Source organism: Bacillus sp. G16, assembly GCF_021282335.1.
GTDB classification, from domain to species: domain Bacteria; phylum Bacillota; class Bacilli; order Bacillales; family Bacillaceae; genus Bacillus; species Bacillus inaquosorum.
In genome coordinates this window covers 67,554-83,665 of sequence record NZ_JAJSOZ010000013.1, presented here as the reverse complement: position 1 = coordinate 83,665, position 16,112 = coordinate 67,554, and the positions used below count along the sequence as shown (strand labels likewise).

General features: G+C 45.7%; 1 protein-coding gene. It reads right to left on the bottom strand.

The genetic code is table 11. The features are described from left to right. Nucleotides 1-6: 6 nt before the first annotated feature. Entirely contained in the window at nucleotides 7-16,101 is a 16,095-nt protein-coding gene (locus tag LWH95_RS16125; RefSeq protein WP_232919976.1) for a non-ribosomal peptide synthase/polyketide synthase, read from the bottom strand. Nucleotides 16,102-16,112: the final 11 nt, after the last annotated feature.

Here is a 16,112-nt window from a genome sequence, read left to right as displayed (position 1 = left end):
CCATTATTAGAAATCCAATTCGATTGTGCTTGCGAGGTGTTTACTTTTGTTTACTTTTTCGCTTAATTGAATTTCTCTTAAAGGAATGGATGGATTTCGTAAAATCGCCGAGAGGATCATGACGTAATCCTTGGCCAATACAGATATGGTTTTCTTTTTAAATAGCTTCGTGCAGTAATCAAAGCTGCCTTGTATCTCATCCTGGTCTATTACAAAGGTCAGCTGTAAATCAAACTTGGCAGCCGTATTTGTTTGTTCATAAGGTCTGACGGCGAGAGAGTCTACCTCAATATCCGTTTGTTCCGTATTTTGCATGACAAACATCGTATCGAACAATGGATTGCGGCTTAAGTCCCGTTTCACACCCAGTTTTTCAACTAATTCTTCAAAAGGATACTCTTGATTTTCATAAGCCTTCAGCATTGTTTCTTTTGTTTCCGTTATATAATCCATAAATGTCTTTTCCACCATCGGAGCGGTACGGATGGCTAATGTATTTACAAACATTCCGATGATATGTTGCAAATCTTCATGCATTCTCCCCGCAATAGGTGTACCGACGACGATATCATCCTGGCCGCTATATTTAGCCAGCAGTATGGAATAGGCCGAAAACAAAATCATATAAGCGGTCGATTCGGTCAATTCTTCCAGCTGCTTTACACCTTGGATGACAGTCTTATCGAGCACAAAATTGTGCCGCTTCCCATCGAAGCTTCTCACCGGCGGCCTCGCAAAATCTTTCGGCAGCTCGAATGACGGAAGCTCCTCATGAAATACACCCAGCCAATACTCTTCCTGCCTCTTGATTCGTTCTCTTTGCTCTTTTTGCAGCTTCCATTCAGTGAAGTCTTTGTATTGAATACGGAGCGGAGCTAACTCTCTGCCGTCATACAATTGAATCAGTTCTTCGACAAAAATATTCATGGAGGCGCCGTCCGTAATGATATGGTGCATGTCAAACATAAAAATATGCCGGTCTTGTTCCAACTCGATGAGTCCAGCCCGAAGTAATGGAGCCTGGCTGAGATCGAATGGCCGCACGAAGGCGCGGAAAAGTTCCTCAACCTCGTCAGGTGCTGCCTTATACCTTTCCATAGAGAACTCCATTTGCGGTTTGATCACCTGCACCAGTTCTCCGCGGATCATTTCAAATCCGGTGCGCAGCGACTCATGACGCTGGATCAGTCTTTGGAAAGCGGTTTGTAAGCGATTCATATCGATTTTTCCTTCTAATGCAAGGATTCCCGGCATATTGTAGCTAAGTTCGCCGCCTTCGATCTGTGTTGACAGGTAAACCATCTTCTGCACGGAGGATACAGGATAGACATCTTTTTCTTTGGCAGCCGGAATATAATCCGGTCCGCAGGCTTCAGCTTCAGCAATGGCCTTTGCCATTTCTTCAACTTTCGGATATTGAAATACTTCTCTTAATGAAATGCTTTTATTGAATTGCTTATGGATTTTGGCAACGAGCGTCATTCCCCGTAACGAGTGGCCGCCCAGATCAAAAAAGTTATCTTTCACGCCTATTTCTTTTACCTTCAAAACGTCTTGCCAGATGCATACCAGCTTCTCTTCCATACTCGTCCGCGGAGCGACGTAGTCAGTCCCGGTTTGCAAACCGACTTCAGGAATCGGTAATGCTCTTCGATTTACTTTTCCATTGGAGGTTAACGGCAGTACCTCCAGCTGGATGAAGTATGAAGGAATCATGTAGCCCGGTATTTGATCAGCAAGTTTTTCTTTTAGCTGACTGATCGGCAATGATTGCTCCGCTGTAAAATAGGCATACAAATCGTTTTGTCCATCTGCATTTTCTTTTGACAGGACAACGGCTACCTGAACATGCTCGATGCTTAGCAGAGCGGCTTCCACCTCGCCGAGCTCAATCCGGTAACCGCGGATTTTGACCTGATGGTCCATCCTTCCCGCATATTCAATGTTTCCGTCGGGAAGGTAACGGGCCAGATCACCTGTTTTATACATTCGTTGTTTCTTGTCATATGGGTGCGGAACAAATGTTTCGAGCGTCAAAGACTCCCTGTTATGATAACCTCTGGCTAAGCTAACCCCGGAAATACAAAGCTCACCGACGATCCCGACAGGCTGAAGCGTTCCGGCCTCATTTAAAATGAAAATCTCCGTATTTGAAATCGGTTTGCCGATCGGCTGAAGCTCCTGATCAATATCCGGATCAACGGTATACATGGTCACGACATGCGTTTCCGACGGACCGTAATGATTATGAAGAGTGACATGGTGGCGCGCCAGTATGTCACGCAGTATACTTGTTACGATGAGCTGTTCTCCCGCAGCGATAATGTGATCCACGCACTCGGCAAACGGTTCGAAATAGTGTTTCTCCGAGCCAAGGAGCTTAAGGAACGCGGTCGGAAGAAATGCTGTTTGTACCCTGTGCGTTCTGACAAAATCATTGAACTGACGTATTTCCCGTTTTGCCTCATTGCTGATGATACAGAGTGTCCCTCCGCTTGAAAGCGCGGAGAAAATTTCTTGATAGCAGACATCAAAGCTCATGGCAGCAAATTGCAGCACTCTGTCAAAACGCAGCTGCGTATGATCTCGTTCATATGCGAACAGATTCGTCATCGTTTTATGTTCTAATTGAACCCCTTTTGGCTTTCCTGTTGTACCAGATGTGTAAATGACGTACATTAAGTCATTTTCCGAATAGGAAAGTTGAAGATTATCTGTCCCACCTTGATATAGTAACGGATCGTCAAGCAGAAGAACTTCCCCTTCAAAGAGCGGCGGAATGGCATGACCTGCACTAGTCAATAGCACACCGGCGCCGCTGTCTTTCATCAAAAAAGCCCGCCGTTCATCAGGAAGTTCCGGATCGATAGGAAGAAATGCTCCGCCGGCCTTTAATATGGCTAAAATGCCGATCATCATATTTGCTGAGCGATCCGTGAGAACGGCAACCACCTGATCTGTGCCTACACCCTTATCTTGAAGGACGCGCGCCAGCTGATTGGAACGTTCATTCAGCTGACGATAAGTCAGAGTCTGATTTTCAAACAGGACGGCTTCATGGTCTGGGTTAAGCTCAGCCTGCTGCTCAAAAAGTTGATGAATCGTTGGCGGAATACGTTTTTCTGCGGTTGCAGTATCGTTAAAGAGTTTCTGAATTTCACTCTTCTCTTCTTGGGTTATCATATCCAAATCAGCCAGCTCGGCCTCAGGTTGTTTGATAATCGAATCAATCAGCTGCACAAAATGCCCCATCATACGTTCGATCGTTTCCGGTTTAAACAGAGCCGTCAAGTATTCCATCGTGAAATGAATACCCGAGTCTTCTTCCACAGCCGTTAAGGTTAAATCAAATTTAGCCATCGTATGTTCGCTTGGGTATGGTTTGAAAGTTACGTCATTTATATCTAACTGTTCCTGCTCCGTGTTTTGAAGCACAAACATGGTGTCAAACAACGGATTACGGCTCAAATCTCTAGCAATATCCAGTTGATCAACCAGCGCTTCAAAAGGGTAATCTTGATGCTCGTAAGCTTTCAAAGCATTCTCCCTCACCTCGGACAGATACTGAGTGAACGTCTTCCCTTTTTCAGGGTGATTTCTCATCGCCAGTGTATTTACAAACATTCCGATAATGGGTTCCAAATCCGCATGCGGTCTCCCCGCTATTGGGCTGCCAACAATAATGTCTTCCTGGCCGCTGTATTTTGAAAGCAATAAGGTATAAGACGCAAGGAGCACCATATATAAAGTAGATTCGGTTTGGGATGCGAGCTGCTTTAATCCTTCGCTTTTTTGCTTATCAAGCGTGAAATGCATCGTAGCTCCCGCAAAATCCCGTGCCGACGGTCGTTTATAATCGGTAGGTATATGAAGGACAGGAACGTCGCCGCTGTACAGCTCTAACCAATAGACTTCTTGGTTTTGGATCTGTTTTAACCGCGCTTCTCCGGTCTGCCATACTGCGTAGTCCTTGTACTGGATGCGCAGGGGCGGTAATGTCTCTCCTTCATAAATCCGAATAAATTCTTTAATCAATACGCTCATAGATGTTCCGTCAGAAATAATGTGATGCATATCAAACAGCAGAATTCCGCGGTCAGGTTGAAGTTCAATCAGCCCCACACGAAGCAGCGGCGGCTTCTCCAGATGAAACGGGCGAATAAATTGGCGGATATAAAGGCCTGCATCATTTTCTTCTGCCTGATACCACTCTACTTCAAACTCTGCGTGATCCAAGACATACTGAACAGGTTCTCCGCCGGCCATTTTAAAACCGGTGCGCAAAGATTCATGACGTTGAATCAGTGCGAGGAAGGCTTGCTGCAGCTTATCACGATCAAATTTACCTTCGACAGCCATCAGACCTAGCATGTTGTAACTGAGTTCTCCGCCTTCCAGATGATTGAGAATGTACAATCGTTTTTGCGCCGAAGATACCGGATAATATGGTCTTTTCTCAATTGCAGGAATCCCGGCATACCCGGTTTGCTCCATCGTCGTGATTTCCCGCGCGAGCTGTTCAATGGTTGGGAAACGGAACACGTTTCGCAAAGGAATTTGGACATGCAATTGCTTTTGTATCTTTGCAATGAGCGCCGTTGCCCGCAGGGAGTGTCCGCCGATATCAAAGAAGTTATCTCGGATCCCCACCTGCTCTAAACCGAGAACATCCTGCCAAATTGCTGCCAGATGGATTTCTGCCGAAGTCTGCGGCGGCACGTATTCTATGCCTCTGTCCCGCTTTTTGACCGGAACCGGTAATAACTGACGGTTCAGCTTCCCGTTTGGCGTCAGCGGTATCTTATCCAGCTGCACAAAATGAGCCGGTATCATATATCCCGGTAAATGCCGGGCCAGACTTTCGCGAAGTTCACTGATTTGTATTGGCTTATCCGCAGCATAATATCCGCATAGGTAATATTCTCCATATTTATCTTCAAGGGCAATTACGGCGGCTTCTCGAATATCAGAAACGTTCAGCATTACCGATTCGATTTCACCGAGTTCAATCCGAAAACCGTGAATTTTCACCTGATGATCAATCCGGCCGATAAATTCAATATTTCCATCCGGCATAAGGCGGGCCAGATCACCGGTTCTATACATTCGGTCCGTCGGGACAAACGGATCGGCAGCAAATTTTTCATCCGTTAGTTCCGGCAGGTTCAAGTAGCCCCGCCCGACACCGTCCCCTGCAATATACAGCTCGCCTTGAACGCCCACAGGCTGCAACCGCTTTTTTGAATCAAGAATGTACATGCGGTTGCTGCCTAACGGCTTGCCTATAGGAACATGAATTTGACTGCGTGCCCAAGCATCGGCAGAACATTCTATGTTGAACAGGGACGCGTCTACGCAAGTTTCTGTAGGCCCATATACATTGGTGATCGAAGGCGCAGCGCCATAATCGCCGAATAATCGCATGAGCTTATTTACCGTTGTTTTGGAAAGAGCCTCTCCTCCGATTAAAAGGTGCCGAAGCGGGACTTCCTGCAAATCACCTGCAGCTATCAAGAGCTTTAAGTGGGCAGGTGTTCCGTCCGTTATGTCAATGCAATGCTGCCGATAGTAACGGCATAATGCTGCACCGTCTGACACGACCTCTTTTGGAGCAATAAACAGGGTATGTCCTAACAACAAGGAAGCATACATTTGCTGAACAGAAGCATCAAAATAATATGGAGCAAGCATGGCTACATTCAGCTCCGCATCATAGGCAGAATAAACTTGGCGGCGAAGTCCTTCAATCAGGTGAATGACCTGGCGATGTTCAATTAACGCGCCTTTAGGCTTGCCCGTCGTACCGGAAGTATAAATGGCATAGGCCAGTTGACTCGACTGACAAGAGAGCGCAAGGCCGTTGTCTTTTTCGTGATAGGCATGTTCCTCTATGAGATCGATATATGTCTCTGGGAAGCCGATGTTATTCTGCAGCTTCTCACGATAAAGCAATACGCTGATGCCCGAATCACTTAAAATATAACGGATGCGTTCAGGCGGAGAATCAGGATCTATCGGCAAATATGCTCCGCCCGCTTTTAAAATCCCTAAAATGCCTACAATCATTTCCAGAGAGCGTTCAGTCATAATGCCGACAAGCTGATCCGCCTGCACTCCTTTTGCCTGCAAGGTTCGCGCTAGCTGATTGGATCGCCGGTTCAGTTCTCCGTAGGTTAATTGTTTACCCTCGAATACAACCGCCGCATGGTCAGGTGTACGATGCGCTTGTTCCTCGAACAACTCATGAATCGTTTGTTCACGTGGGTAATCCATCTCGTTAGATTGAATACGACTGAGCAGATGTTCTTTTTCTTGCTGAGTCAGAAGCTCCAATTCTTCTATTTTGACAGACGGTTGCTGCAATACTTGCTGCATGAGCTGTTCAAAATGCCCGCGGAGCCGCTCCACTTCTGATTTTTCATATTCGTTTTCATTAAAACCGAAATGGATGGCAAGCTTTTCGCCAGGAATGACAACCACATTCAAATCATAGTGGGAGTGTTCTTGCATATGAAAATTCATGATGTCCAGTCCCGCATCATGATGGCCTGCCTGTTCAACTTGTTGTCCTATCGGATAGTTTTCAAAGATCATGATATGGTCAATCAGGTTTTGCTTTTGTTCTGTTTTTGTCTGAATTTCATATAAAGGATAGGTATCGAATGCTTGGGAAGTCAATGCCTTTTGTTGAACCATTTGCATCGCTTCAGCAAAAGAGCTGTCCTCATCACAGCGGATGCGAACCGGAATGGTATTGATGAACAGGCCGATCATCTGTTCCACACCGGGGATTTCCGCCGGCCTTCCGGACACGACACTGCCAAATACAACGTCCCCGGACCCGCTGTATTTCTGTAATAAAACCCCCCACAATGTTTGGATCAACGAATTTAATGTCACTTGATGCTGATTTGCGATCTGCTGTAATTGTTTTGTCTGTTCGTGATCGAATTGGCAGATCACATTGGCATAAGCGTATTCTTTTTGTTCATGCTGCGGTGTTTTATGAAGAAGCCTGGTTTCACCTTTATACCCTTCAAGATACTCGCTCCAGTACCGTTTGGCAGCTCCCTGATCTTGGCGGTCAAGCCACTCGATATAGTCGCTGTAAGGAGCTGCAGATGGTGGTTCTGTTTCCCTGCCTTCTTGCAAGGCGCTATAATGCTCAAACACTTCCTTCGTGATAAGTGGCAGGCACCAGCCGTCCATGACAATATGATGAAAGCTCCAAATCAAATGATATTTGCGGTCTTCCATACGGAAAATCGCTATGCGCATCAGCGGATCCCGAGTCAAGTCAAATCCTTTTGCCTTGTCCTCTCTTTGGTAGGCAGCGATTTTACCCTCACGCCGGTGCTCCTCTATGTCACGCAAATCTGCAAAATAAATTTGCGGTTTTTGTGTTTTATAGACGATTTGTAAAGGAGTATCGTTCCAGCCGCTGTAAAAACGGGTTCTGAGCACGGCGTATTTTTCAAATAATCGTTCCAAGCTTGCTTTAAACCAATCAATCTTTAACTCTCCCTGCAAATCGAACGATGCTTGTTCAAAATAAGATCTTGTGGCCTCATCCAGCAAGCTGTGGAAGAGCATTCCTTTCTGCATCGGAGTGAGCGGATACACGTTTTCGATCTCACCTGAATGCGGCAGTTGAATGAGGAGCTGGTCCAATTCATCAATGGTCATGCCTTTTAACAAAATATCGCTTGGTGTCAGTTCCGATTGTTCTTTATGAACGCAATGCGTAATGATTGTCCGCAGGCGGCTTTGAATCGTTTCCGATAGCCGCTTGATCGTTTCTCTTGCGTACTGTTTGCTGCTATAACTGATCGCAATCCTCAGCCGGCCCTCGGTTATCATTCCGTTTATATTCAATACATACGGTCTGGCTTGATTCCCGCTTGAGTCTGAACCGCAGGAGTAGGAGGATAATTGAATCGCATGCTGCTGCAAATCTTGATCAAACTGCCCCAGGTAGTTAAAACTAATCTCCGGATTCAGTTTTGATGGCATTGACCCGCTTAAGTACCTTGCTATTCCATATCCGATCCCTTTATGCGGAATTTGGCGCAGTCCTTCTTTGGTCATCTTGATATAATCAGAGATTTCTTTGCCTGGCTGCGCGTGAAGCACAACCGGATACAGACTTGTGAACCATCCAACCGTACGGGAGATATCCATATCTTGAATCGTCTGTTCTCTTCCGTGTCCCTCTAAATGTATCGGAATCTGTTCAAGTCCTGACCAATGCGATATGGAAAGACCCAGAGAGGTTAAAAGCAAATCGTTTATTTGAGTGTTATAAGCGCGATTCGCTTGTTTTAATAACAGCTCCGTTTCTTCTATAGTCCATTCCACGGTTTCCGTTTGACTGTCCTTTGAGGTCGTATGTGTTTCATGAAAATCCTTAGGCAACGGTTTCACATCGGTTTGTTCGATCTCTGTCCAATATTCCTGTTCTTGTTTTATGGTTTCACTTTGCGCATATTCTGAAAGCCTCTTGGCCCATAATTGGAAAGAGTCTGTTTTTTGCGGCAGTTGAATCACTTGCCCGTTCTCAGCTTGTTTGTAACCATTAGCCATATCATCCAATAAAATGCGCCATGAAACCCCGTCTACAATCAAATGATGGATGGCAATCAGCAAGTGATCTCCATCTGCACATTGAAACAATCCGGCCTTCATTAACGGCCCGTCACATAAACGCATACAGCCTTGTATCTCATTAGCCTTGGCTTCAATTGTCTGCCCCGGGTCGGATTCTGCTTTCAGATTCAGGACTTCAAGGTGGTACAGCCCGCTTTGAGCAATCTCTGCAATCTGTGCCTCGTATCCCTTTTCCGTCTGCTGGAATGTCATGCGGAGCGCATCATGATGTTCTGCAAGCTTTTGCAGGGTTTGACGAAGCGGCGTTTCCCGAAAACCTTCCGGTGCATACAGCATGACGGCTTGATTATAATAATGCGGTTCTATCGTTATGTGATCAAAGAACCAATGCTGAACAGGAGTCAGGCTGACTTTTCCTTTGACTTCACCTTGATCGGCTATACGCAGATTCTGCTTGATATGCGGACTCAAATCGGCAATCGTTGCATATTGAAACAAGTCTTTGATTTCCATTTTGTATCCGCTCTGTTTTAATCTTGATGACACTTGGATTGATTTAATAGAATCTCCGCCAAGGTCAAAGAAATTATCCAGAATACTGACGTTCTCTGCACCTAATACAGCTTCCCAGGCGGAAACTAATATTTCTTCCACTTTTGTTCGGGGAGCCTTATACTCTGCTCTGTCCTGCAGCCCGAAATCCGGAGCCGGCAGCCCTTTTCTGTTTATTTTTCCGTTGGAGGTTAAAGGCATTTCATCCAGCTCGATAAAATAGGCCGGAATCATATAACTTGCCAGAGTATGAGACAATTGTTTCCGGAGCCGGGAAACCGTTATTTGCCCGCCGCTCACGTAATATGCACACAATTGTTTAAACCCGTGGATATCTTCTCTAGCTGTAACAACAGCTTCCTTGATCGCTTCTTCTTGATGCAGTGCCGCCTCGATCTCGCCTAATTCGATACGGTAGCCTCTGATTTTCACTTGTTCATCCATTCTGCCCGCATATTCAATGTTTCCGTCAGCCAGCCACTTCGCCAAATCTCCGGTCTTATACATCTTGGCTCCGGGTTCAAACGGATCATCGACAAATTTCTCTGCCGTCAATTCCGGCCGGTTCAAATATCCTCTTGCCACACCGGCGCCGCTGATATAGATTTCTCCTGGGACACCGACCGGCGCGGGTTTCATATTCTCATCCAGCACATAAATGCTCATGTTTGCTGCAGCCGTTCCAATCGGTACCGATTCCCGCCTGTCCTTCACGGCATCGTAACGGTAAATCATGCAGCCGACAACGGTTTCCGTCGGTCCGTACTCATTGCATATTTCAATTCGGCCTTCGAACTGTTTATGAATACTTTGGGCTAACCGGGTGCTTAGATTCTCCCCGCCCACAATTATTCTTCGGACAGCCGTTTTATCGGCGATATTCATTTCTTTCAAAACCTGTAAATGGGCCGGCGTCAATTTAATGATATCCACCCTCGGGTCCTGCACAATCGATGCAAGCAGTGCTGTTTTGTCCTCTCCGTCATAGACGATGATCGTATTGCCTGTGACAAGCGGTGTGAAAATAGAAGTCACCGTTAGATCAAAAGAGATTGACGAATACAACGGGAAGTTGGTTTTCTCGCCTTTTAGATAAACCTCTTTCGCCCACCAAATATAATTGGTCAAGCCTCGGTGCTCGATTAATACGCCTTTTGGCCGGCCTGTGGAACCTGACGTATAAATGACATATGCCAAATGGCTAGCATCACTTATCGGTGCAAGGTCAGAGTCATTTTGGTGATACGAGCTTTCATCATCCAGTAAAACCGTGACGCCTTCATAGGCAAGCTGTTCCCTGACATCTCGCTGCATCAAAACGATTCCGGCTTGAGAGTCATCCAGCATATACCGGATGCGGTCTTGCGGATATTCCGGATCTATAGGGACGTAGGCTCCGCCTGATTTTAAAACGGCAAGGATCCCGACTACTGATTCGATACTGTTTCTGCTGATGACAGCCACAGGATGATCCGCCTGTACGCCCTTCGCTCTTAACGTTCGCGCCAGTTGGTTTGCCCGCTTATTGAGCTCTCCGTACGTGAGCTCCCTGTCCTTATCGATGACGGCCGCTTGATCGGGCGTACGCTGCGATTGTTTTTCAAATAATTGATAAACCGGCGTCTTCGGAAATGGTGCAGCCGTGTCGTTAAGAGTATGAAGAAGGGTTCTTTTTTCGTCTTCCGTTAACAATTCCACTTGCTCCACCTGGATATCCGCATCTGTCATGACTTGATGCAAGATTTGCATGAAATGTTCCCGAATCCGCTCTATACTTGAGCGTTCATACACACTGGCATTGTATTCAAAATAGATGTTCATCGCTTCGCCCGGTACAACGGTCAAATGAAAATCATAGTTGGTCTGTTCTTCCATTTGCACGTTGGAAATTGTGATGGATGATCCGTTTTGCCGGCCTATGCTTTCCATATACTGATCTACAGGATAATTTTCGAAAATCATTAAATGTGTAATTAAATCTTGCTTTTGCGTTGTACGTGCTTGAATATCGTATAGCGGGTACGTCTCAAATTTTTGAGACGCTACTGCTTTTTCCTGCGCTTCTTTCATAAGTTCGGTAAACGTTGTCCCGGCTTCACATCGGATCCGGACGGGAATGGTGTTAATGAATAAGCCAATCATGGTTTCCACGTTTGGAATTCCAGCCGGTCTTCCGGATACAACACTTCCAAAAACAACATCTCGGCTTCGGTTATATTTCTGCAGCAAAACCGCCCATGCCGTCTGCAGCAGCGTGTTCAGCGTAACATGGTGTTTGCCGGCCGTCTGCTTCATTTTCAAAGTGAGGTCGGTGCTTATTTCACATGTCACTTTCTCCGGAATGTATCGCTCATCTTCCGCCACATGGTGATCCTTAGGGAGGATGGTTTGCTCTTCATATCCCTCCAAATACTGATCCCAATAACGCATGGCCTCTTCTGCATCTTGCCGGCCGAGCCATTCAATGTATTGACTGTACGGAGTAATCGACGGTTGTTCAGGCTGCTTTTGCTGAAGCAAGGCAAAGTAATGCTCGAATATTTCTTTTGTAATCAGCGGCAGGCACCAGCCGTCCATCAAAATATGGTGAAAACTCCATATAAAACGGTATGTCGCGTCATCCGTACGAAGAATGAGTAACCGCATTAACGCGCCTCTTTCTAAGTCAAACCCCTGTAACTTATCTCTTCTGGCATATTCCTGAATCATCTCTTCTTTTTGTGATTCCTTCATCTCACGTAAGTCAATGAATTCAAAACCGATCTTTTTCGTTCTGAATATGATTTGCAGCGGCTGATCTTTCCAGCCTCTGTAAAAATTCGTGCGGAAAATATCATATTTTTGTGATAAGCCATCCAAGCTTTTCGAAAATGAGTCAATATCCAGATCTCCATGCAGATCAAACATCGTTTGCTGAAAATAGGCACCTGAACTCGGGTCAAACAAGCTGTGAAACAGCATACCCTTCTGCATCGGTGTTAATGGATAAATATTTTCTGCTTCGCCCCATTCACGCGTCTGCTCCAAGAGCTGTTCCAGTTCGTCTATTGTGATATCTTTTAACAGAATGTCACTTGGCGTCAGGGTAGTCTGCTGCCGGCTTACGCAATGCGCAATGACTTCTTGCAGACTTTCTTTCAATTTTCGCGCAAATTGCGCCATAGTCGATCTTTCGTATTGTTTGTTGCTGTAGCTCAGTGTTATCGATAATTTCCCTTCAGCAATCATGCCGTTCAAATCAAGCACGGCCGTTCTCTCTTGGTTTTCATTCATCGATAACCCTGTGGAAAAAGGCGATATGCGTAAAGCTTGATGCTCCAGATCTTGGTCAAATTGCCCCAAGTAATTAAACGATATTTCCGGATTCAGCTGCAGACTGGCGGCTTCCGGACGCCCGGATACATATTTGATGATGCTGTAATTCATTCCTTTATCAGGAATACGGCGCAGTCCTTCTTTGACGATCTTAATCCGCTGCGACAGATCTTTTCCGGCTTCCATCCTCAGTACGACAGGGTACTGGCTTGTAAACCATCCTATCGTCCGGGAAATATCTGCATCCGGAATAATCGGTTCTCTCCCGTGGCCTTCCAAATTCACGAGAATGTCTTTTATGCCAGTCCACCTGTGAACGGCGAGTCCTAATGAAGTCAGCAGCAGATCATTGATCTCCGTGTTGTAGGCGCGATTCGCTTGTTTTAATAATTGCTCTGTTTCCTCTTTTGTCCATTGAATCGTCACTTCTTCGCTGTCTCTTAATAACGAACCTTTGCCGTTGTTGTCCTTGGGCAATGGCTGCGGTTTCATGCTTGACAGCTCAGTCCAATAAGCAATCTCCTGTTCCATGTCGGTTTCCGCCGCATACTTGGACAATTGATTCGCCCAGAATGGAAATGAATCTGTTTTTTGCGGGAGGCGGATCGTTTGTCCGCGCTCTGCCTGCTCATAACCGCTTGCAAAATCCTCAAGTAAAATTCGCCAGGATACTCCGTCAATCGTCAAGTGGTGAATTGCAATCAGCAAATGATCTCCGTCCGGACATTGGAACAAACCAAGCTTCATCAAAGGCCCCTGTTCTAATACCATGCTGCTTTGAATCTCATTCGCTTTATCGGCAATTGCTTGAGCCGGATCTGTTTCCTCTTTATAATTCATCACTTCCAGATGGTATAATTCACTTTCATCCGTGCCTGTAATTCGCGGAGCATATCCATTCGGCGTTTTTTCAAAAATCATCCTCAAGGCATCATGATGCGAGGCGATGCGTTCCATCGTCCGGCGAAGCGAAGCCTCTTTAAAGCCTTCCGCCGAATATAACATGACGGCCTGATTGTAATGGTGTGCATTCGGCATTTTTTGTTCAAAAAACCAATGCTGAATCGGGGTCAGACTTGTCCTGCCGTTCACTTCCTCTTGATCAGCCATTCTGCCGAGCGGCACTACAAACTGACTTAGTTCAGCAATCACGGGGTATTTAAACAGATGCTTCATATCCACCTTGTAACCGGCCTGATACAATCTCGAAGACACCTGAATTGATTTAATCGAATCTCCGCCAAAATCAAAGAAATTATCCAGAATTCCTATACGCTCTGCCCCTAATACTTCTTGCCAGATGGACGCCAGCAGTTCTTCTGTTGAGTTTCGCGGGGCTATGTATTCGTTATCCGTCCGCGTTTTTTCTTCGGCAGCAGGCAAAGCTTTCAAATCAATTTTCCCATTGGAAGTGAGCGGTATGTGTTCCAAATGGATAAAATAGGAGGGAATCATATAATCCGGCAGTTTACGGGACAAATCGTCTCTGAACTGCGCAACGGACAAAGAAGGCTCGCCGACATAATAGGCATACAATTGCTTGGCTCCGTCTTCGGCTTCCCGCGCAACGACTGCAGCTTCACGAACTTTTTCAAGATTGCACAAGGCTGCCTCTACCTCGCCGATCTCGATACGGTAGCCACGAATTTTCACTTGAAGATCGATTCGCCCTAAATATTCGATTCTTCCATCTGGCAGCCATCTGGCGAGGTCACCCGTTTTATACATCTTTTGACCAGGGAGGAGCAAATGCTGAACAAACTTTTCTTCCGTTAATTCAGGCTGATTGAGGTAGCCGCGGGCCACGCCGGCTCCTCCGACATACAGCTCTCCGGGTACGCCGATCGGCTGGATTTGATGGTGCGCTCCTAAAATATAGGCTTGGTGGTTGGCCACCGGTTTGCCGATTGTGATCTGTTCATCAGCGGAATGGACAGGGTGAAATGTAGATACCACGCTATTTTCTGTCGGTCCGTATTCATTATTGATTCGAATGTGAGGCTGCAGAGAATATAGCTTCTCAACTGTATCTAGTTCCAGCTGCTCACCGCCTACAACAACATGCTGAACATGAATGAAGTCCTCTGCATTCATCTGTTCGATCATCGTTTTCAGAAGACGGGGAGAAGTTGAAAAATGTGTAATCCTCTCTTGTTTCATGGCATTTTGAATGGCGAAAAGGTCTTTATTCTCTTCATTCGGCAAAAGATGCAAGGTTGCACCCGAGATTAGCGGGCCGAAGAAATTTAAAATGAATGCATCAAAAACATAGGGATACAAGACAAGCACTCGATCCTTGGCAGAATGCTTAAAAAACGCCTTTTTCCACTGGAGCGAGTTCACAATGCCGCCGTGTTCAACCATGACCCCTTTCGGCTTTCCTGTTGTGCCCGAGGTGTAAATGACATAGGCTAAATGGTTGTGTTCCGCTATGGGTGATAACAATGAGCAATCGGCATGGTAAGATGCTTCATCATTCAGATCGATCGTCGGTCCGTCAAAGGTGAGGCTGTTTTTCAAATGACGCTGAACAAGGAGAACATCTGTATTCGCATCATGAAGCAAATATTGAAGCCGCTCTTTTGGATATTCAGGGTCCAGGGGCACATAAGCGCCCCCCGCCTTCCAAATGGCTATAATAGACACGATCATCTCTAATGAACGATCAGCCAGAATGGCGACTAACGTATCGGCTTGAACTCCGCAGTTACGCAATGTTCTTGCCAAACGGCAGGCCTGTTCATTCAATTCCCTGTATGTCAAATGGCAGTTTTTGAACTTGACGGCTGCATGATCAGGCGTTCTTTCTGCTTGCTCTTCAAATAACTGATAGACGGTTCTGCTCCCGGAATAATTTGCGCTGGTGTCATTAAAATCAAATAATAGTTTCTGTTTTTCCGTTTCGGGTATGACCTCTGCCGTATGGATCGCAGCTTGAGGCTGAAATAAGATCACAGACAGCAGTTGATCCAAATGAGATACAATTTGATCCATATAGCGCTCATTGTACAGATTGCCGTTATAAAAAAGCTTCAAATGAATCCCGTTGTTCTCCAAATCAAAGTGAAACAGTGTATCGGTTGCAGCATCTTCTTTAAATTGCAAGGAATGAATTTCGTTAAGTGAAACGACGGTATGAATCAACGGCATACGCTCATCATTGTATTGCACGTTCAGATGCTGAACCATTTTTCGAAACGGCAGGTTTTGATTTTTCAGCGAATCATTAACGGCTTCTTTCAGTTGCTCGAATACGGTTTTAAACGTGCTCTGGCTTGAAAGCGTATTTTTCAAAAGGACAATGGTGTTAACGGCTGACTGGCTGCTTTTTTGCTTCGATACCGTTGGAATGCCAAGAATCAGCCGCGTTCGATCCGTATATTTATACAACAAGCATTCAATACCTGCCAATAAAATCAAATAGGCTGCCACTTCAGAATGATTAGACATTGTGATTATTCTTTGGGATACTTTCGGAGATAAGGAACGGCAGATGCATTTTTCCTGATAGCCGGTACGGGCCAATGGCGCCTTATCTGCTGCTTTAAAGTAAGGGAATGCGCTTAGGCTGTCATCTTCATCAAACAGGTTATCCCAGTACGTTTCCTGATTTTTAAATACCGACATTGGAGCACCTC